Source organism: Billgrantia endophytica (assembly GCF_002879615.1).
GTDB classification, from domain to species: domain Bacteria; phylum Pseudomonadota; class Gammaproteobacteria; order Pseudomonadales; family Halomonadaceae; genus Halomonas; species Halomonas endophytica.
Genome location: NZ_PNRF01000005.1, coordinates 28,631 through 48,509 on the forward strand (window position 1 = coordinate 28,631; position 19,879 = coordinate 48,509).

General features: G+C 63.3%; 19 protein-coding genes. 14 read left to right on the plus strand and 5 right to left on the minus strand.

The annotated features are described in order from the left end of the window. Nucleotides 1-105: 105 nt before the first annotated feature. Both C1H69_RS01610 and C1H69_RS01615 read right to left on the minus strand, forming a co-directional pair. Nucleotides 106-1,863, minus strand: a complete 1,758-nt coding sequence (locus C1H69_RS01610; RefSeq protein WP_102651675.1) for a diguanylate cyclase domain-containing protein — start codon at nt 1,861-1,863, stop codon at nt 106-108. Between the two features lie 160 nt (nt 1,864-2,023). Next, nucleotides 2,024-3,661 carry a methyl-accepting chemotaxis protein gene (locus C1H69_RS01615; RefSeq protein WP_165789397.1) on the minus strand — a complete coding sequence of 546 codons (1,638 nt, stop codon included), beginning with the start codon at nt 3,659-3,661 and terminating at the stop codon, nt 2,024-2,026. A 456-nt stretch (nt 3,662-4,117) separates the two neighbouring features. Between C1H69_RS01615 and C1H69_RS01620 the strand changes: the two genes are divergently transcribed. Further along, nucleotides 4,118-4,483: a flagellar protein FlaG gene (locus tag C1H69_RS01620; protein ID WP_102651677.1), complete on the plus strand. Its 366-nt coding sequence runs from the start codon at nt 4,118-4,120 to the stop codon at nt 4,481-4,483. A gap of 25 nt (nt 4,484-4,508) precedes the next feature. Here the strand turns inward: C1H69_RS01620 and fliE are convergent, their stop codons facing one another. Next, nucleotides 4,509-4,838, minus strand: coding sequence for a flagellar hook-basal body complex protein FliE (gene fliE, locus C1H69_RS01625; RefSeq protein WP_102651678.1), 330 nt, complete (start codon nt 4,836-4,838; stop codon nt 4,509-4,511). A 255-nt stretch (nt 4,839-5,093) separates the two neighbouring features. On the opposite strand from fliE, the gene fliF reads away from it, so the two are divergent. The 13 genes from fliF to fliR all read left to right on the plus strand — a co-directional run bounded on the left by fliF (nt 5,094) and on the right by fliR (nt 16,236). Continuing rightward, the gene (gene fliF, locus C1H69_RS01630; protein WP_102651679.1) at nt 5,094-6,824 is read left to right on the plus strand and encodes a flagellar basal-body MS-ring/collar protein FliF; all 1,731 of its coding nucleotides are present in this window, start codon (nt 5,094-5,096) and stop codon (nt 6,822-6,824) included. Then, nucleotides 6,821-7,828 (plus strand): flagellar motor switch protein FliG, encoded by a 1,008-nt coding sequence (gene fliG, locus C1H69_RS01635; RefSeq protein WP_102651680.1) that lies wholly within the window; start codon nt 6,821-6,823, stop codon nt 7,826-7,828. The genes fliF and fliG overlap by 4 nt, the downstream gene beginning before the upstream one ends. Further along, nucleotides 7,821-8,579 carry a flagellar assembly protein FliH gene (locus C1H69_RS01640; protein ID WP_102651681.1) on the plus strand — a complete coding sequence of 253 codons (759 nt, stop codon included), beginning with the start codon at nt 7,821-7,823 and terminating at the stop codon, nt 8,577-8,579. The genes fliG and C1H69_RS01640 overlap by 8 nt, the downstream gene beginning before the upstream one ends. 18 nt (nt 8,580-8,597) lie before the next feature. Beyond that, nucleotides 8,598-9,998, plus strand: a complete 1,401-nt coding sequence (gene fliI / locus C1H69_RS01645; protein WP_240609774.1) for a flagellar protein export ATPase FliI — start codon at nt 8,598-8,600, stop codon at nt 9,996-9,998. Next, nucleotides 9,995-10,450 (plus strand): flagellar export protein FliJ, encoded by a 456-nt coding sequence (gene fliJ / locus C1H69_RS01650; protein WP_102651682.1) that lies wholly within the window; start codon nt 9,995-9,997, stop codon nt 10,448-10,450. The genes fliI and fliJ overlap by 4 nt, the downstream gene beginning before the upstream one ends. 19 nt (nt 10,451-10,469) lie before the next feature. Next, the gene (locus C1H69_RS01655; protein ID WP_205738381.1) at nt 10,470-11,735 is read left to right on the plus strand and encodes a flagellar hook-length control protein FliK; all 1,266 of its coding nucleotides are present in this window, start codon (nt 10,470-10,472) and stop codon (nt 11,733-11,735) included. 114 nt (nt 11,736-11,849) lie between these two features. Beyond that, the gene (gene fliL / locus C1H69_RS01660; protein WP_102651684.1) at nt 11,850-12,329 is read left to right on the plus strand and encodes a flagellar basal body-associated protein FliL; all 480 of its coding nucleotides are present in this window, start codon (nt 11,850-11,852) and stop codon (nt 12,327-12,329) included. 18 nt (nt 12,330-12,347) lie between these two features. Next, nucleotides 12,348-13,394: a flagellar motor switch protein FliM gene (gene fliM, locus C1H69_RS01665; protein WP_102651685.1), complete on the plus strand. Its 1,047-nt coding sequence runs from the start codon at nt 12,348-12,350 to the stop codon at nt 13,392-13,394. Continuing rightward, a complete protein-coding gene (gene fliN, locus C1H69_RS01670) occupies nt 13,387-13,953 on the plus strand; it encodes a flagellar motor switch protein FliN (protein ID WP_102651686.1) in 567 nt (188 codons plus the stop codon). Before fliM ends, fliN begins: the two co-directional genes overlap by 8 nt. After that, nucleotides 13,950-14,390 (plus strand): flagellar biosynthetic protein FliO, encoded by a 441-nt coding sequence (gene fliO / locus C1H69_RS01675; protein ID WP_102651687.1) that lies wholly within the window; start codon nt 13,950-13,952, stop codon nt 14,388-14,390. Before fliN ends, fliO begins: the two co-directional genes overlap by 4 nt. Then, nucleotides 14,387-15,148, plus strand: coding sequence for a flagellar type III secretion system pore protein FliP (fliP, locus tag C1H69_RS01680; protein WP_102651688.1), 762 nt, complete (start codon nt 14,387-14,389; stop codon nt 15,146-15,148). Before fliO ends, fliP begins: the two co-directional genes overlap by 4 nt. A gap of 16 nt (nt 15,149-15,164) precedes the next feature. Next, nucleotides 15,165-15,434, plus strand: a complete 270-nt coding sequence (gene fliQ / locus C1H69_RS01685) for a flagellar biosynthesis protein FliQ (protein WP_102651689.1) — start codon at nt 15,165-15,167, stop codon at nt 15,432-15,434. A 7-nt stretch (nt 15,435-15,441) separates the two neighbouring features. Further along, nucleotides 15,442-16,236 (plus strand): flagellar biosynthetic protein FliR, encoded by a 795-nt coding sequence (gene fliR, locus C1H69_RS01690; protein WP_102651690.1) that lies wholly within the window; start codon nt 15,442-15,444, stop codon nt 16,234-16,236. A gap of 256 nt (nt 16,237-16,492) precedes the next feature. On the opposite strand, the gene flgL is transcribed toward fliR, so the two are convergent. Together flgL and flgK are read right to left on the minus strand one after the other, a co-directional pair. Next, nucleotides 16,493-17,782 carry a flagellar hook-associated protein FlgL gene (gene flgL / locus C1H69_RS01695; RefSeq protein WP_102651691.1) on the minus strand — a complete coding sequence of 430 codons (1,290 nt, stop codon included), beginning with the start codon at nt 17,780-17,782 and terminating at the stop codon, nt 16,493-16,495. Nucleotides 17,783-17,799: 17 nt separating this feature from the next. Then, nucleotides 17,800-19,758, minus strand: a complete 1,959-nt coding sequence (flgK, locus tag C1H69_RS01700) for a flagellar hook-associated protein FlgK (protein WP_102651692.1) — start codon at nt 19,756-19,758, stop codon at nt 17,800-17,802. Nucleotides 19,759-19,879 lie beyond the last annotated feature (121 nt).

Consider the following 19,879-nt stretch of genomic DNA (forward strand, 5'->3'; position numbering starts at 1 on the left):
AGCCTACCCGCAGTGCAAACCATATGAAACCGGGAAAAGGGCCGTTTCATGCCGCCGTTCTTGAATGTGTCTTTCTGGAACGCCCCTTTCCAGAACGAAGCACGTCTAGCGCGAGTCGGGCAGCACCGTTGCCTTCTGCTCGTTGTCCGGCGAGTTCCATTCGGTCCGATAGAACCGGAAGGCATTGCGCCCGCTCTGCTTGGCATGGTACATGGCCACATCGGCATCATGCAGCAGGGCCTCGGCGTTGTCGGCATCGTCGGGATAAAGGCTGATGCCGAGGCTGCACCCCAGCGTCAGTTCATGGCCGCCAATGAAGCAAGGCTCACCAAGAGAGCCGATCAGTCGCCGGGCGACCGGGGTCACCTCTTCCACACCACGGAGATCGGGCAACAGTATCAGGAACTCGTCACCGCCCAGCCTCGCCAGGGTATCGTCCTCCCTGAGCCGGCTCTGCAGCCGCTGGGCAACCAGCACGAGAAGCTCGTCCCCCACCGCATGGCCCAGGCTATCGTTGACCTGCTTGAAGTGATCGAGATCAACGAAGATGACCGCCAAACGGGACTGGTTGCGATGCGCGTGGCGAATCGCCAGGTCGAGCCGATCTTCCAGCAGGCGACGATTGGGCAGCCCGGTCAGCGGATCGTAGTAGGCCAGCTTGCGTATTCGCTCTTCGTTCTCGCGGATATGGGTGATGTCGTTGAACAGTGCGGCATAGTGGGTCACGGTGCCGCTGTCATCGGTGATGGCGGTAATGGTCAGTAGTTCCAGATAGAGCTCGCCGCCCTTGCGCCGGTTCCAGATTTCACCCCGCCAGTAGCCGCACGACCTCAGGGTCGCCCACATCTGATGATAGAAGCCGGCATCGTGGCGTCCCGACGAGATGAGGGCCGGTGTCTTGCCGATTGCCTCCTCTGCGGTATAGCCGGTCATGTGGGTGAACGCCGGATTGACGAATTCAATCCGGTTGTCGGCATCGGTGATGAGGATGCCTTCCAGCGAAGAGTCGATGACTCGCTCCGCCAGCTGCAGGTTCTGGCGCGACTGGGCCAGGGCACGATCACGCTGCTCCAGCGCCTCGCGCAGGTCCTGCATATAGAGGTGTTCGGCCCCGACCAGCATGTCGCGGAAGCCTAGCAAGCCGACGACCGCCCCGCCCTCATCCTTGACCGCCAGGTGGCGCACCCGGTGGTTCAACAGCAGATCGCGGGCAAAGATCAGCGTGTCGCTCAGCCGTACGGTCAGCAGGGGGCGGCTGGCCAGGTCCGAGACCGGGGTATTGCCGGGATGGCGCGCCACGAAGCGTACCAGGTCACGCTCGGTGAGTATCCCCAGCCCCTCCTGTTCGCACTGCACCACCGCGGCATCGCACCCGCTCTGGCGCATGTCGTCGGCCGCTTCGGCCAGCAACCGGTCACCGGCAAGCACCAGTGGGCATTGCCGCATGGCGGCCCGTACTTCCCGCAGGCGCAGATAGGGTTCGAGCCCTTGATTGAGCGCCACGTCGGTCTGGGACAGGATGCCCTGTGGCGCACCGTCGTTGTCCACCACGAGAAAGTGCCTGCGCCCCTCGGTGCCGAAACGCATGGCGGCTTCGCTGATTGACGTGGTCTTGTGCAGCGTTGCCACCGGCTGGCTCATCACCCGGCTGATTGGCACATATACGGCATCCGAGTCGGCAAAATTCACCGACAGCGCATCATGCTCGGTCCATATCCCTACCGCCTGCCCTGCCTTGACCACCAGGATAGAACTGCACTGGCGTTCGGCCATGCGATCCGCCGCCATACACAGGGGGGTCTCCGGCTCACAGGTCAGCAGGCCAGATTGCATGATGCGTTCGATAGGTAGCTCGTGACTCATGACGCCTCGCTGGCAAGGTAAGCGCTTGCTGCCTGATGGGCCTGACGCGAACTCCAGCTGATCAACATCAAGCCATTACCATCAGAATACCCCAGCCACTCCACGATTCACACTTGGATCAGACCCTCTTGATCGGGTACCCCGGATCGGCGCTCCCGTGTCAGACGGGCTCGTTTTCCAGCCGCAGTGACTCGTAGTCGTCGAGCTGAGATACCTCACGGGCAGCGCCCCGAAAGCGCTGCTCGCGGCTCACCCGCTCCTTGCCTTCACCGGCCTGGCGCAGGGCCGAAATGGCCACCGTGAGCCGCTCCACCTGCTCGGCCAGCAGCTCGCCGAGGGCGGCGGAATTGGACACTCTCTCGGCACTCTGCCGCGTGGCGTTGTCCATTGCCACCACCGCCTGATTGATCTGCTCGAGACCGATGGCCTGTTCCCGGGAAGCGATGGCCATTTCACGAATCAGTTGATCGATGCCGTTCACCGCCTCGACCACGCCGCGATTGTTCTCGGCCAGTTGGCCGATGCGCGTCTCCCCTGTCTCGATGTCATCCTGAGTGCGATCGATCAGCTCACGCACGCGATCGGCCGATGTGGCGGAACTCTCCGCCAGCCGACGAACTTCCTGCGCGACAACGGCAAACCCACGGCCATGCACCCCGGCACGGGCGGCTTCAACGGAAGCGTTGAGCGCCAGCAGGTTGGTCTGGAAGGCCAGTGCCTCGATGGCCTCGATGGCCTCTGTCATCTTGCCGGCGCTGGATGCGATATGGCGAATGCTCTCGACCAGTTGCCCGACGTCATGGCCACTCCGGCCTACGGCGTCACGTACCCGTCTTGCCTCGTTTTCCGCCTGCTCGGTGCTTGCCGCGTTCTGCTGAACGGTGGTCGTGAGCTCTTCCATGCTGGCGGCGGTCTGCTGCAGCGAGGTCGACTGCTGCTGGGCCCGCTCGGCAAGGTTGCGGTTGTCACGTTCCAGGTCCAGGGTTCCCCGCTCGACCACGTCCAGAGTACGGTGAATGTCCCCTGAAATATTGGCCAGACTGCACTGCATGATGGCCATGGCGTCAATGACCTCGCGCATTCCATCCCGGCGTGCGGGTGGCGGTGACGCCGCCAGATTGCCCGCGGCCACCTGCATGGAGAAATGGCGCACGCGCGCCACGGCAGTATCGAAGCGCCGCCCGCCCGCAAAGGCCATTGCCAGGATCGCCACGGCCCCGGCCAGCCGGCCCTGCCAGCCGATGAAGTCGCTGGCGGCAATCACGCCGATGGCCACCAGGGCCATGGCGAACAACGCTCCCCCGAGCCCCGATGGCAGCAGCCTGACCATGCGGCTCAGCGGCCCGGTGGATACGATCCGACCGCGGTCGAGGCGGATGCCGCGGGTGCGGCCTTCGCGCAGCCGGGCATAGATCGCTTCGGCTCTTTCACAGGCGCCAGGTACCGGTTTGACGCGCACCGAGGTGTAACCCCGCATCTCGCCGTTCTCCAGAATCGGCACCACATGGGCATGCACCCAGTAGAAATCGCCGTTCTTGCGCCGGTTCTTGACCACCCCCGACCAGATCTCGCCGGCCTCGATGGTCTGCCACAGGTTGGCGAAGGCGGCTTCCGGCATGTCCGGGTGGCGTATCAGGTTGTGGGGCGAGCCGATCAGTTCCTCGCGGGAGTAGCCGCTGACCTCGCAGAAGGTAGGAGATGCGTAGGTAATGCACCCCTTGGCGTCGGTACGTGAAATGAGGTTCTGATCGTCGCGTATCTCATACTCGCGGTCGGTCACCGGATGATTGATGCGCATCGTGTCTCTGCCCATGTGTTGTCATTGCTGTATTGGCAGCGGCGCTGTTCCCTCATCTTCCGTACCCCTGCCCCGCTCGGCTTTCCGAGGCTACTCAGTCAGTAACAATGTTGCCATGATCTGGATCATAGTCAGGCTCTATGATGTATTGACAGACGTAAAATAAACGACTTATACGTCAGCGCAGTGGCCTTCGCCGAGGTGCCTGTGGCGCCAGTCGCGATGCGGAGCGGCGCTCCAACAGGGTGGAAAAGGCAGGTCGAGGCGTCGAGCCGGGAGAAAAAACAAGGTCGTGATGCCGACTTTTCATACAAAACCTAAAGTTTCTCCGCTCGGCTGCCGATAGGGTCTCTACCGATGGATTTTCAGGGGAATGCGGCCTTGCGCCGACCAAGAAAGGAGAGAGCACCGATATGGGGTCGGTGCTCCTCAAGGCATACATAAGGAAAATTCGCCATGTCATCACCATTGACCGATGCCACCAGCACACTCAGCGCTTCCTACCTGCATGATCTGACACCGCGCGAGCGCAAGGAGTCGGTGATCGCGTCGCTACCCACCGCAGGCGGCGTGCTGGCCCAGACCGAAAGCGCCCAGGCGATCAACCCGGCCGAGCTGGTGGAGCCGATTCAGCGGATCAATGAGGTGCTGCGCCAGTATGGCGTGGAGTTCAAGCTCAACGACGTGCCGTCACGGGTGATCACGCAGATCGTGGACCGCGAATCCGGTGAAGTGCTGCGCCAGATTCCTTCCGAGGAGGTGCTGGCCATCGCCGAACGCCTGCAGGAGCTGCAGGGCAACCTGATCGATCTCAAGGCCTGATGCGTAAAGGCATACGGCAGGACAATCAGACCTGCATGTTCATGACATCGCGATAGGCGGAAACCAGCCGGTTTCTGACCTGCAAGCCCATCTGGAACGCCACGCTGGCCTTCTGCATGTCGACCATGACATCGTTGAGCTCGACATTGGGGTCGCCGGCCTGAAAAGCCATGGCCTTGGTGCTGGCCGTGTGCTGCAGCCGATTGATACGCTGAATGGACGCCTGCAACTCCCCAGCGAAACCGCCCTGCCCCACCTGTGTGGAAACCAGCTGCCCCTTGGTGGCTTGTCCGCCGGCCTGAGTGGCCAGGGTCTGCATCTGTGCAAGTGCGGATTGAATGGCAGGTGAACTCATGGCCCGCGGCCCCCTGTAACGTCATTTTTCGAAGTGTAGCGCAAGGCTACCAGCTACAACCCGATGACCATACTGGCAATTGGCATGGAAAAACCGGGCTTTTCCCGCATTTGGTCTGGACGGCGGTTCGCATAATAGCGTTCATCACAGTTGCGCCCCTTGTGGGCAGCCAGAACGCGGTGGACGGATGCAGTCAATGCCATCTTCTAGGATCAGGATTCAAGCGGCGGACGGGCCACTCTCGAGGGGGCGTGCATGAGCAATGGCGCCACGACGCAGGATCGTCAGGAGTCCACGCCCAGCCAGCCGGCAAGCGCCCTACTCGGGCGCATTCAGGAACAATTGCGCGGTAACCCGCTGATTGCCATACTGATTGGCGGCGCCGCCGTTATCGCTATCATCGTGGCCCTATTGCTGTGGGCACGCGAACCCGATTACCGGGTGCTCTACAGCAACCTCACGGAAGTCGATGGCGGCCGTATCATCAACGAGCTGGACAGTCGTGGCGTGCCCTACCGTTTCAGTGAGGGCGGGACCGCCCTCCTGGTGCCCGGGGATGCGGTGCACGGCTTGCGCCTGCAACTGGCGGAGCAGGGGCTGCCCCGCGGCGGCAACGTCGGCTTCGAGCTGATGGACAGCCAGGCCTTCGGCATCAGCCAGTTTGCCGAGCAGGTCAACTTCCAGCGCGGTCTCGAAGGCGAGCTGTCCCGTTCCATTGAATCCCTCGGTCCGGTTTCGCGGGCCAGGGTTCACCTGGCCATGGCCCGCTCGTCGGTATTCGTGCGCGACCAGGAGCCGGCCAAGGCATCGGTCATCGTGACGCTGGAGCCGGGTCGCGTCATTGGGGATGGCCAGATCAATGCCATCATCCACATGGTGTCGAGCAGTGTCCCGGACCTTTCCGCCGAAGACGTGACCGTGGTCGACCAGAACGGCCGCCTGCTCTCCATGCCCAGCGCCAACGGTCGCGACCTGGACGGCACTCAGCTCGACTACATCGCCGAGGTCGAGCGCTCCTACCGACAGCGCATCGAGAGCATTCTGGCGCCGATCCTCGGCCAGGAGAATGTGCGGGCCCAGGTCGCCGCCCAGATCGACTTTTCCCGCCGTGAGGAAACGTCCGAACGCTTCGGGCCCAACCAGCCACCCAACGAGGCTGCCGTGCGCAGCAGTCAGTCCAGCCTTTCCTATAGCGGTGGCGACGACCTGGCACTGGGCATTCCCGGCGCGCTGAGCAACACGCCTCCCGGAGTGGCTCCCTCCCCCATCAACCTGCCGGTCGATGAGGATGGCGAACTTCTCGAGGAAGCCGAGCAGGGGCTGCAGGCGCTGAGCAACCTGCGCCAGGACGACGTCGTCAATTACGAAGTGGATCGCAATATCGCCCACATCCAGCATCGCCAGGGCCAGGTGCAGCGGCTCTCCGCTGCAGTCGTGGTGGATTTCCGGGAAGAGCGGGACGAAGACGGCGAGTGGCAGCGCGTACCGCTTACCGAAGTCGAAATCGCCCAGATCGAGCGTCTGGTACGCCAGGCCATGGGCTTTTCCCAGGCCCGCGGCGACGAAGTCGAAGTGGTCAACAGTCCGTTCAGCCGCCCGGTCGAGGACAGGGAGGAGCTGGAGTGGTGGCAGTCGCCCGAGCTACACAACCTGGCGCTGACCTTCGGCCGCTACCTCCTCGTCGCGCTCGGCATCCTGCTGGCCTACCTGCTGATCCTGCGTCCGCTGATCAAGCGGCACGTGCAGCAGCCTGCCCTGGCGGCAGCGCCAGGCACCGGCCTGCGGGCCCAGGTCGGCGATGAGACACTCGACGGTACCGACGGCCAGCTGGAGGAGGATCTGGAAGCCGAGCGGACCTACCAGAAGCCCAAGCGCAGGCGCAAGTCCTCGGGCTATGAGGATAACCTCGCCGAGCTTCGCGAGTTGGCCCAGGAGGATCCTCGCATGGTTGCCATGATCATTCGCAGTTGGATGAACAAAGAATGAGTACCGCTACCAAAGCCATCACCGGCGTACGCCGTAGCGCCATCCTGATGCTGGCCCTGGACGAGGACAGCGCGGCGGAAGTGTTCAAGTTCCTGGCGCCAAAGGAGATCCAGAAGCTGAGCATGGAAATGGCCGATATGGACCAGGTCTCTCATGAGGACATGCAGAAGGTATTGCAGCAGTTCCATGACGAAACCGAGGAGTTCATCGCCCTGAACCTCAATTCCAGCGACCACATCCGCTCGGTGTTGACCAAGGCGCTCGGCAGCGAACGCGCTACCAGCCTGATCGAGGACATCCTGGAATCCTCCGGCAGCAGCAGCGGCATCGACTCGCTGAACCTGATGGAAGCACCGATGGTGGCGGAACTGATCCGCGACGAGCACCCGCAGATCATCGCCACCATCCTGGTCCACCTGGACCGCCACCAGGCGGCCGATGTGCTGGAGCTGTTCGACGACAAGCTGCGCAACGACGTGGTCCTGCGTATCGCCACCTTCAGCGGCGTGCAGCCAGCGGCACTGCAGGAGCTGACCGAAGTGCTGACGGGAATGCTCGACGGCCAGAATCTCAAGCGCAGCAAGATGGGCGGCGTGAGAACGGCAGCCGAGATCCTCAACCTGATGAATTCCACCCAGGAAGAGACCGCCATCGAGACGGTGCGCGCCCACAGCGAAGACCTGGCCCAGAAGATCATCGACGAGATGTTCCTGTTCGAGAACCTCATGGACCTGGACGACCGCAGCATCCAGCTGGTGCTCAAGGAGATCGACACCAACTCCCTGGTCGTGGCGCTCAAGGGAGCCCCGGAAACCTTGATGGAAAAATTCCTGCGCAACATGTCGCGGCGTGCCGCCGACCTGATGCGCGAGGACATGGAGGCCCGCGGACCGATTCGCGTCTCCCAGGTGGAGGCCGAGCAGAAGTCGATCCTGCAGGTGGTCCGCAGACTGGCCGATTCCGGCGATATCGTGCTGAGCGGTGGAGACGACACCTATGTCTGATCGCTCGACGCCCCACTCGGAACAGCAGAGCTCTTGGCGACGCTGGCGGATGGGCGAGCTGCAGAGCGAGGCACGTCACGAGGGTGGCGAGGAGCGTCGGGCCGCCGATATCGCCGGAGAAGCTCGTCGCCAGGAGAGCTTTCGCCGCCAGGCCGAACTCAAGGCCATGCGCGAAAAGATTTTCCGCGAGGCCCGGGAGGAGGGCTATCAGGCCGGCTTCGAAGAAGGCCGCGCCCAGGGCCATGCCCAGGGTCTGGAGGAGGGCCGCCAGGAGGCCCAACGCGAGCTCGAGGTGCTGACCCATGACGCCCTCGCCCCTCTCAAGCCCTTGGCCGAGCAGTTTTCCGAGGCCTTGGCGGTACTGGACGAAGAGATCGCCAACGACCTCGTGGAACTGGCCCTTTCCACCGGTCGCCAACTGGCCGGCGAGGCCTTGAAGGCCCGGCCTCGCCAGGTGCTGGAACTGGTCAGGGCCCTGCTGCATACGGAGCCGCCGTTGACCGGTCATCAGCGTCTGTGGCTACACCCGCAGGACCATAAGCTGGTGGAACAGCACCTTGGACAGGAGCTGGGAGCCGCTGGCTGGAAACTGCAGCCCGACGACCAGCTCAGCCGCGGCGGCTGCCGAGCGACCAGTGCCAGTGGCGAACTCGACGCCACCTGGGAAAGCCGCTGGCAGGCCGTGAAGGCCCAGGTACGTCGACGCCGGCCACCACCCGCCTCGGCGACCGATGATGAGCCAGTTGAATAAGCAAGGAGAGAAAACGGCATGACAGAAGCCCCGGTTCAGGCCCGCAATGCGCATCAGACGCGCTGGCAGCAGACGCTGCAGCACGTTCGTGAGCGCGTGGATGCCGTGCCGGCGTTTCGCGCCAGCGGTCGCGTACTGCGCGCAACCGGCATGGTGATCGAGGCGATCGGCCTCCGGGTGGCACTGGGCAATGCCTGTCGTATCGAGCTGCCGTCGCCAGGCGGCAACGAGCCCCCCCGCTTTGCCGAGGCGGAAGTCGTCGGCTTCGCCGGCGAGCGCCTGTTCCTGATGCCGCTTTCCGAGATCACCGGCCTCATGCCCGGCGCGCGGGTCTTTCCCCTGGGCGACGGCCCCGACCATGCCGCGCGCCGCTTTCCGCTCGGCGATTCGCTGCTCGGCCGGGTGGTGGATGGCAATGGCGACCCCCTCGATGGGCTGGGTCCGCTGGACACCGCCCCCCGCTTCCCGCTTTCCACGCCACCGCTCAACCCCCTGGCCCGTGCTCCGATCAACGAACAGATCGACGTGGGCATCCGCGCCATCAACGCCCTGCTCAGCGTGGGCCGCGGTCAGCGCATGGGGCTGTTTGCCGGCTCCGGCGTGGGCAAATCGGTCCTGCTCGGCATGATGGCACGCTATACCGGTGCGGATGTCATCGTGGTGGGGCTGATCGGTGAGCGGGGGCGCGAAGTTCAGGATTTCATCGACAACATCCTCGGCGAGGAGGGACGCCGCCGCGCGGTGGTCGTAGCGGCACCGGCCGATACCTCGCCGCTGCAGCGCCTGCAGGGGGCCGCCTACGCAACCCGACTGGCGGAGGGTTTTCGCGACCAGGGCAAGAACGTGCTGCTGATCATGGATTCCCTGACCCGCTACGCCATGGCCCAGCGTGAAATCGCCCTGGCCATCGGCGAGCCGCCCGCCACCAAGGGCTATCCGCCCTCCGTCTTCGCCAAGATCCCCAGCCTGGTGGAACGGGCCGGCAATGCGGAGCGCGGAAGAGGCTCCATTACCGCCTTCTATACGGTACTGACGGAAGGCGACGATCAGCAGGATCCGATCGCCGATTCGGCACGGGCCATTCTCGACGGCCACATCGTGCTGTCGAGGACGCTGGCCGAGGCCGGCCACTATCCGGCAATCGATATCGAAGCGTCGATCAGCCGCGTCATGACGCACATCATCGACGACGGGCAGCTGCGGATGACACAGACGTTCAAGCGGCTGTTTTCCCGCTATCAGCGCAACCGCGACCTGATCAGCGTGGGCGCCTACAGCCCGGGCCACGACTCGCAGCTGGACGAAGCCGTCCAGCGCTATCCGCTGCTGGAGAGCTTCCTCCAGCAGAACATTCATGACAATGCCTCGATCGAGGCCTCACGGCTGGATCTCGCAGAGACCCTGGGAGTCGGGCAATGAGCGCGTCATCACAGCTCGCCATGCTGAGCGATCTTGCCCGCGACGCCCGCGACCAGGCCGGTCAGGTGCTGGCGGGCGAGCGACAGAGTGAACGCCAGGTGGCCGCACAGCTCGAGTCACTCACCCGCTACCGGCTCGAATACGCGGAACGCCTTCAGGCTGCCATGAGCGAGGGTATCGACCCCGCCAGCATGCACAACTACCAGCATTTCCTGGCGTCACTGGATGCCGCGCTGGAGCGGGCAAGAGAGGCATTGAACTCGCAGCGGCGGCGCGTACAGCAGAGCCAGCAGCAGTGGCAGCAGGAGCAGAAGCGCCTGTCGGCCTATGACACCCTTTCCTCGCGCCGCCATGCCGAGAAGCAGAGGCAGGATGAGCGGCGCGAACAACGCAACAGTGACGACATGTCAGCCGGACGACTACTTCGGCAACGCAACACGCGTGATTCGTGATTCGAATCGGGAGATCGCAATGGATATTCAGATGATACTGTCCGCCCTGCCGGGCAAACCCATGGGCAAGGCAGAGCCGGACAACAGCACGCAGGGCGGCCATTTCGCCCTGGCCCTGGCCAACGCCGGCCAGTCCAGGGGTGACCATGCCAGCGATCTCGCCGCTCAGTTGGCCGACGGCGCCACTACCGGCATGCCGCACACCATGGCGGCGCAACAGGCGTTGCTGCAGGCGCTCGCACATCACGATGCCGCAACGGAACATGGCCTGGCGTCGGCCGACTCGCTGCCGCTCGACGAGATCATGGAGCGTCTGGCGCTGATCGAGAGCACCCACCGGTTCGACCCGCGTCAACTGCCGGAAAAGACGCCCGACGTGACCGAGGTGCCACCCGAGGATAGCGAGGCGGTCATACTGGCTGCCCTGGCCGCGAACGAAGGGCTCCGACATGCCATGGACGACCCGGCCCGCCCCCTCGAGGCACGCTCCGGCGCGGCTCGCTCGGGTGACGTCCCGCCGCCCCCGGCCGGCCTTCAGGACGCCCTTCGCCAGGGGCGGCCGAGCCCGGGGCATGAGGCTGCCGATACCAGCCAACGCCAGAACGCCCCGATCGAGCGGGACACCCGTAGCGCCAACCCGCCACTGCGTTCGATAGAGTTCAGCCGTTCCGCCGACCTGCCCCCGGCTTCGCCATTGGGCGGCAACGAGCTGCGGGTGGCAATGCCGGAAACCGCTCGTGCCGGCCTGATGCCCGCCGAGTCCATCAACCCGCTGGCCCCGCAGGCAGGCCATCAGCCAGGCACGTCGGCCGCTCAGCCCATGCCGGCCCAGGCCAGCCTTGCCACGCAGGTGCAGAGCCAGGCCTGGCCCGGGCAACTCGGCCAGCAGTTGATCCAGTTTGCCCGCCTGGGTGGCGAACAGCGCATCGAGATGCAGCTGCATCCGGCCGAGCTGGGCCCCCTTTCCATCACGCTGAAGATGACCGAACAGGGAGCCCAGGCGCAGTTCCTCTCTGCCCATGCCCAGGTTCGCCAGGTCATCGAGCAGGCCATACCGCAACTGCGTGACGCACTGGCCGAGCAGGGCATCACGCTCGGCGATACTTCGGTCGGCGAACAGCGGCAGCAGGATGCTCAAGCCTTTGCCGGCCAGGACGGACAGCGTCAAGGCGGCCCGGGCCTGGCTTCCGATGCGGATGACGCGCTGTCGGACATGGCCGAACCGGGCATGGCCGACTCGGCAATCGGCATGACCCTGGATGGGCGAGTGAATCTCTACGCCTGAAACAAAAAGCCAAGATAGACCCTTTCGCGCGGTCTGTTCATTTCATCATGGCTCGTATGAATTGCGCATAATGCGGCTTTACGGCTGGACCAACACTTCACGATAGGCAAGGCAATGGCGAAATCGACGGGTAGCTCCTCCAAGCTGCTGTGGCTGATGATACTGCTGGTACTGATCTCCACGGCTGCGGCCGGGGTAGCGATCTACATGGTCATGAACGATCGGGATGGCCAGGTTGGTCAGGGCAACATGCAGGGCCAGCAGTTCGAGCGCCAGGCCCCGATATTCCTCAAGATCGACCCCTTCACCGTGAATCTCGCCGACGACGACTTCGGCTCCCGGCTGCTGTATGTCGGCCTTTCGCTGAAAACCGGCGATGAGGAGACCCGGTCGGTCCTCGAGGAGCACATGCCCCAGGTTCGCAGTCGTTTGCTGATGCTGTTTTCCGGCAAGCAGGCGGGCGAGCTCACCTCACCGGAAGGCAAGCGTCGCCTGGCCGCTGAAGTCACGGCGGCACTCTCCGAGCCACTGACCCAGCCGCAGCCGCCCCTGGACATCCAGGACGTGCTGTTCACCGAGTTCATCGTGCAATAACCGGGTGCCCTGGCCACCATGTCCCAAGACGATCTGCTGTCACAAGATGAGATCGACGCCCTGCTGAAGGGGGTCAGCGGCGACGACGAACCCGTTGCACGCAGCGATAACGAGTCTCGCATTCGCCCGTATGACCCGGCCTCCCAGCATCGGGTCATTCGCGAGCGCCTGCAGGCCCTGGATATCATCAATGAACGCTTCGCACGGCATTTTCGCATGGGGCTGTTCAACCTGCTGCGCCGGAGTGCCGATATCACGGTGGATTCGGTGCGCTACCAGAGCTATAGCGATTTCTCGCGCAACGTTCCGGTGCCGACGAATATCAACATCATCGCCATGAAGCCGCTGCGCGGCTCGGCGCTGATCGTGTTCCCCCCGAACCTGGTGTTCATGGTGGTGGACAACCTGTTCGGTGGTGACGGGCGTTTCCTGACCAAGTCGGAGGGACGCGAGTTCACCAATACCGAGCAGCGCATCATCCAGCGCCTGCTGCGACTGGCCATCGAAGCGTACGAGGAGTCATGGAAGTCGGTCTACCCGCTCCAGATCAGCTACCTGCGCTCGGAGATGCAGTCGAAGTTTGCCAATATCACCAACTCGCCCAACGAGATCGTGGTGAACACCAGCTTCAATATCGAAGTGGGCAACCTTTCCAGCAGCTTCCAGATCTGTATACCCTACTCGATGGTCGAGCCGCTGCGGGACTTGCTGACCAATCCGCTGAACGATGGGCATCAGAATCAGGACGGCAGCTGGACGAAACGCATGGCCGGCGAAATCCGCCATTCAGAGGTGGAACTGATTGCCAACTTCGCCGACATCCCCAGCCGGATCGCCCACGTGATGGCCCTGAAGGTGGGTGACGTATTGCCGCTGGATCTGCCCGAAACCGTGACCGCCAGCGTCGATGGCGTGCCGGTCATGGCATGCGACTACGGCAGCCAGCATGAACAGCGTGCGTTGCGTGTCATCCGCATCATCGATCATGGTGCGCAGAACTCGGTGCCTACAGACGCCTTCATCAAGGGCGCTGCGCCTCAAGCCAAGGAATCCAAGCATGACTGATCCCAAGAAACCCGATCAGAACGTTTCCGACGATGACTGGGCGGCCGCCATGTCGGATCAGCAGAGCGACCAGCCAGCTCCAGAGGATGACCCCTGGGCGGAAGCCATGGCCGAGCAGGAGGCGGCCGAAGCGGCAGCCGAGGACGATCCCTGGGCCGAGGCCCTGGCCGAGCAGGAGTCCGCCGACGCGGCTGAACAGGGAGCCCCTGTCGACAGCGGCGCGCCCGTTTCGGCACCGCAGTCGGCCGGAGAGCGTATTTTCCGCCCCCTGGACAAGGGAACCGAAGGTGGAGCCGCCCGTGATCTCGACATGATCATGGACATACCGGTCAAGCTCACTGTCGAGCTCGGCCGTACCAAGCTCACCATCAAGCAGTTGCTGGAGCTTGCCCAGGGTTCCGTCATCGAACTCGACGGCCTGGCCGGCGAGCCCATGGATATCCTGATCAACGGTTACCTCATCGCCCAGGGCGAAGTGGTCGTGGTCGATGACAAGTACGGTATCCGTATCACCGAAATCATCACCCCCTCCGAGCGGGTTCAGAAACTCAACCGATGAGCGATACCCCTTCCACCGAGGCCACGGCAACCGGGCTGGAGGCACTGTCCGTTGGTGGCGATGCCCTGGTGGGCATGGCAACGCTGGGCAAGACCGCCGCCGCCCTGGCCCTGGTCATCGCCATCATCCTGGTGTGCACCTCACTGCTCAAGCGCTGGGGTCCCCAGCGCCGGGCAGCCGGTGGCCACCTGCGGGTGATCGGCAGCACGGCGCTGGGCCCCCGTGAACGCCTGGTCCTCGTGGAAGTGGAAGGCACCTGGCTGGTACTGGGCGTGGGCGGCGGGCAGATCAGCAAGCTTCACGAGCTCGACGCGCCGGAACGTCCCGTCGTCGATTCCATACCCGATCCCGTTCAGGGCGAGCGTTTCGCGGCTCGCTTCGCCCGTGCCCTGAAACAGAACGCCGGCCTGGGAGGCCCTGGCCGGGGAGAGTCATGACCCGCCCTGTCTCGTTGAAGTCCCTTTTCATACTGTCAGGGCTGTTGCTGCTGACGCTGCTGCCGCTGTCGGCTGCCGCCCAGCAGATCCCCGGCATCGTCAGTCAGCCCCTGGACGATGGCGGTCAGCAATGGTCCATCCAGCTGCAGACCCTGCTGCTGCTCAGTGCCATGGCTTTCCTGCCGGCGGTCCTGCTGATGATGACGGGGTTTACCCGCATCATCATCGTGCTCAGCCTGCTGCGCACCGCGATCGGCACGCAGGCCACGCCACCCAACCAGGTACTGCTGGGCCTGGCCCTGTTCCTGACGTTCTTCGTGATGTCCCCGGTCTTCAACCTCGTCTACGAAACGGCCTGGCTGCCGCTGACCGCTGACGAGATCGGCTTCGAGGAATTCCTGATTCTGGCCCAGGACCCGTTCCGCGAGTTCATGCTGGCCCAGACCCGGGAGCCCGACCTGGCACTGTTCGCGCGACTGGCGGACATCGGCCCGATGCAGGGACCCGAAGACGTCCCCCTGCGGATCCTGGTGCCGGCGTTCGTGACCAGCGAACTGAAGACGGCCTTCCAGATAGGTTTCACGATCTTCATCCCCTTTCTGATCATCGATCTCGTGGTCGCCAGCACCTTGATGTCGCTTGGCATGATGATGGTGCCTCCGGCCACCATCTCCCTGCCCTTCAAACTGATGCTATTCGTACTGGTCGATGGCTGGCAGCTGATCATCGGCTCGCTGGCGGAAAGCTTCTTCATATAGAAGCAAGGAGTAAAGAATGACACCGGAAATGGTCATGGGCATCGCCTATCAGGGCATGCGCGTCACGCTTTTCCTGGCAGGCCCGCTGTTGATCACGGCCCTGCTGACCGGCCTGACGGTCAGCCTGTTCCAGGCCGCCACCCAGATCAACGAAATGACCCTATCCTTCATTCCCAAGATCCTGGGCGTGTTCACCGTGCTGGTATTCGCAGGCCCCTGGTTGCTGAAGCTGATCACCGACTTCACCCGCAGCCTGTTCACCAGCATTCCCAGCATGTTGATGTGAGGCAGCCATGGTCGAGGTGACCTTTGACCAGTTGCATGGCTGGCTCGTGGCACTGCTGTGGCCCTTCGTCCGCATCACCTCGTTCCTGGTCGCTTCCCCCCTGTGGGGGCATTCCAGCGTACCCAACCAGGCCAAGATCGGCCTCGCCTTCCTCGTCACCATGGTGGTTGCCCCGGTTCTGCCGCCGATGCCGGACGTGCCCATCGTTTCCTGGGCCGGCTTTGGCCTGATGGTGGAACAGATGCTGATCGGTATCGCCATCGGCCTGGTCATGCACGTGGTGTTCGCCGTGGTTCAGGCGGCGGGGGAATTCATCGGCCTGCAGATGGGCCTGGCCTTCGCCAGCTTCTTCGATGCCGGCAGCGGCACCAATACCATGATCCTGTCGCGAATCTTCTTCATGGTCACCCTGCTGATGTTTCTCGCCATGGGGGGGCACCTGATGGTTCTGGAGGCATTGGCCAGCAGTTTCCACAGCCTCCCCATCGGCATCGGCGCCTTCAATCCGGCCGCCTTCGAAATGCTGGTGCGCTATGGCGGCACGATCTTCATTTCCGGTATGTCGCTGGCACTGCCGCTGGTCGGCTCGCTGCTGATCATCAACCTGGCCATGGGCATCCTCAACCGTTCGGCGCCCCAACTGACCGTGTTCAATATCGGCTTCCCCACGTCCCTGACCGTCGGCTTGATCCTGCTGATGGTGCTCATGACCGACATGGGCCGCTTCCTGCAGCGCCTGTTCAGCAATGGACTGCATGTCATGCACCAGTTGATCGAAGCACTGGCACCGCTCACCACCTGATGGCTGCCTGATCCCTGTTTTCCACCTGCCCGGGCGCCTGCGGTGCCAGTCGGGACCGGGTCCGAATTGACGAACCAAAAAAAACCGCCCAGGCAAGCCGGAGCGGAGAAAAGAGGCCATGGCAGAAAAACCATGACCCGCAGGGAACGTCAGAAAGTGCATCAGAAGCCGGCCGGACGTTCCGAGACGGATCAGCAGGAACGATTCGATCGGGCAAGCGGCGAACGCCCTGGACAGAGCATTCGCTTCAGGCGCACTACAGGAAGTTGAACAGCGACAGCCCCCTGATATCGACGAAGGTCCTCTGGGCCGCCTGCAGCCCTACCTGACGCAGGCTGTACTCGGCAATGGCTGCGCTGTAGTCGAGATCCACCAGGTCGGACAGGGTCTGATCGTAGTTCATCATGCGGTTGGTGCCCACGGCATCCACGACGTCGAGCTCGTTCAGACGGGCACCCATGGAGGCGCGAACCGTCAGGACGTTGTCGAGGCTGTTGTCCAGTTCGCGCATGACGGAGTTGATGGTATTGCGATAATGGGCCCGGTTTTCCGGGGTGCCCTCCTGGTCCATTTCCAGGACGTCAATGGCGTCCTTCAGGGACTTGAACAGGTCCTGGTTGGCGCCTTCGTCATTGGCCGGGCGCAGCTGGATCTGGTCACCGTCTGCCGGGGTGCCTTCCAGCGTGATGCTGACACCACCAAAGCTGACGGTCTCGCCGGATACATAGGGAGCATCGTAGAGAAAGTCACCCGGATTGGAGGGGTCCTCGACCTGGATGTGCATCTCGCCCGCGACGTCGACGAACGCGATGGTGAAGTTCTCGCCAAAGGCGGGGTCGCCAGGATCGACCCGGTTAGGACCGCTGGTGAAGGTGACCGAGCCCTCATTGGCGGAGTAACCCGTCTGGACCCCAAGGGACGTGGCATCAGCGGCTGCGGGATCGCGCTCCGCCCGCGCCACATAGCCGGCACCGCTGGGCACGCTCTGGAAGATGGCCTTGCCGTTGTCGGCCACCGACATCAGGCGCGATGCGTCGATGCGCTGTTCACGGGCGTTCTCGTCACCGTTGTATTGGGTGCCGGAGACTCCGCCTTCACTGGTACGAGCGAAGGGAGGGGCATCATCGTTATAGCCGCCGAACAGGTAGCGACCGTTGCCGTCGGTGGCGTTGGCCTGGCCGATCAGCGTCTCGTAGATGCCTCGCAGCACGCTGGCTTCGGACTGCCGGTCGACGTCGCTCAAGGTATCGCTGGCCGCCTTGACCAGAAGCGTCTTGGCGCTGGTCAAGGCATCGCTGACACTGTTGAGCACGCTTTCCGCCTGGGAGAGCGTGTTTCGCGCCGATATACGGGCATCGGCGAATTGCTGGGTCACGGCCATGGACTGGGAAACGCCCACGGCGCGAGACGCGGCCTGGGGGTCATCCGAGGGGTTGACCACCCGGCGCCCGCTGGCGACCTGCTGGCTGACCCTGAGGAAATCGCTCTGCTGGCGGTTCATGGATGCCACGCTCTGATCGAACATGGTCACGGTGCTGATACGCATCGCTATGACTCCCTGAATCAGTTACGCAGGCCGAGGATGGTATCGAACACCGTGGAGGCGGTATCGATGACTCGGGCATTTGCCATGTAGAACTGTTGATAGCGGATCAGGTTGGCCGCTTCCTCATCCAGGTTGACCCCGGACTCGGACTGCTGCACGGCCTTCAACTGGGCGGTGAGCCCTTCGCGGGCATCGAGGTTGACCTGAACGATATTGGTACGGTTGCCCACGTCGCTGACCATGCCGCCATAGGCCTGGCTCAGGGTGGCCCTGCCCCCCACCAGGGACCGGTCCTGCAGGTCCTGCAAGGCCAGCGCGTTGCGGTTATCGCCGGTGCCGGACTCAGCAGCTCCCAGAGTCAGTGTGGCAGTTCCAGCCTCGGGACGATTGACCTCAAAGCTGACACCGTCGACCGTCAGAATTGCACCGGACGCGACAGGATCCCCGCCGATCTGCCCGGTACCTGGGTCCACGGTACGCGTCTCGCCATCGACGATGATCGTGGCGGGTATGGCCGCCCCATCCTCGGTGCTGAACGTCAAGGTACCGTCACTATCAAGCGACAGCTCGTAGGCGGTGCCGGATGGCAGGCCGCTCAGGGCGCCCTCTTCAGCTCGCATACCGCTGGTGGCCATATCGCCATCAATGGCCACCAGGCTGCCCGCGGCAATCTTGTCCAGATCGCTGATAGTCGATTCCATGCTTGCCGCGGCACGCCGCACCGGCTGGACTTCAAAACGGTCGCCCGGGCTGGGAGCCCCTTCAAAGGTAAGGGTGATGCCACCAAAGCTCAGCACGCCTTCGTTTTCGTCACCATCCCACTCCCATTCGATTTCTTCAGCCGGCACCGCCTGGCCATTGTCCTTGCGAATGACCTGTGGCGGATCACCCGGGTCGCCAAAGCGAACGGTGTAATCAGTGGCCCGCAGCTTGTCGATATTCGCCGCATCGAAATCGGTTGCGGTGACCTCCGCGTCGCCGGTATTGCGAACGTGGGAATAGGCCTGTGGCTTGCCAATGCTGAAGAAGTCCCCACCCTGCTCGCCGTCGAGGTCGACGCCCAGGCGGTGCTGCTCATTGAAACCCACGGCCATCGATATGGCCAATTGACCGATCTGGTTCTGCGTCTTGTCCAGGGTCTCCGAACGGAAGGTCATCAGCCCGCCTAGGGTGCCGCCCTTGATGGTGTCTTCCGGTATCGCCACCAGATTCCCGCCGGAGTCCCGATAACCGACCACGGTGCGCTGCGGGTCGTAGGGGGCATCCATGGCCTCCATGCGATAGTGATTGGTGCCGGACACCAGCGGCTGGCCGTTGGGCAGGCTGATGTTGTAGGTCTTGCCATCCTGGATGTTCACCCGGATGTCCATGCGCTCGCTGAGCTCATGGACGAGCTGGTCACGCTGGTTCAGCAGGCTGTTGGGGGCGTCACCGCTGCGCGCCCGCGCCAGGGCGATTTCCCGGTTCAGCGTTGCCAGCTGCTCGGTCATGTTGTTGATCTGGGTGACTTCATCCTGGATCTGACCGTTGATGCCCTCCTGCATGTCCTGGAGGTAACCGTCAAAGGCCCGGAACTGGGAGGTCAGGGTGTCGGCGGTGCCCAGCAGGCCTTGCCGCGCGGCGGGGTCGGAGGGCGCCCCGGCCAAGTCTTCCAGCGACGAGAAGAAGTTCTGCATCAGCGGCGCCAGGCCGGCATCGCGGTCGGCCAGCAGGTTGTCGATCTGACTGATCTGATTCTTGTAGGTGCTGAGCGCGCTGGAGGAACTGGTGGCGGCATTGAGCTGCGACGCCACGTACTGGTCGAATTGACGCTGTATGTCGTTGACCTGGACCCCGCCGGCGGCACGGCCCTGGCCAAGAATCGTCAGCTCGCGATTGTAGCCGGGCGTATAGACGTTGCTGATGTTGTTGCTGGTGGTGTTCAGCGCGTTCTGTGCGGCATTGAGGCCGCTCAGGCCGATGGAGAGAATGCTCATGGTGTCGGTTCCTTTCGCCAATGCCTTGTCTATCGGCCTTCACGCCCAAAACTTTAGGCATTGTACGAAAACTGTCTGCGCTCGCCCATACAGCGTTAAAAATCGGCTCAAAGTACTCATT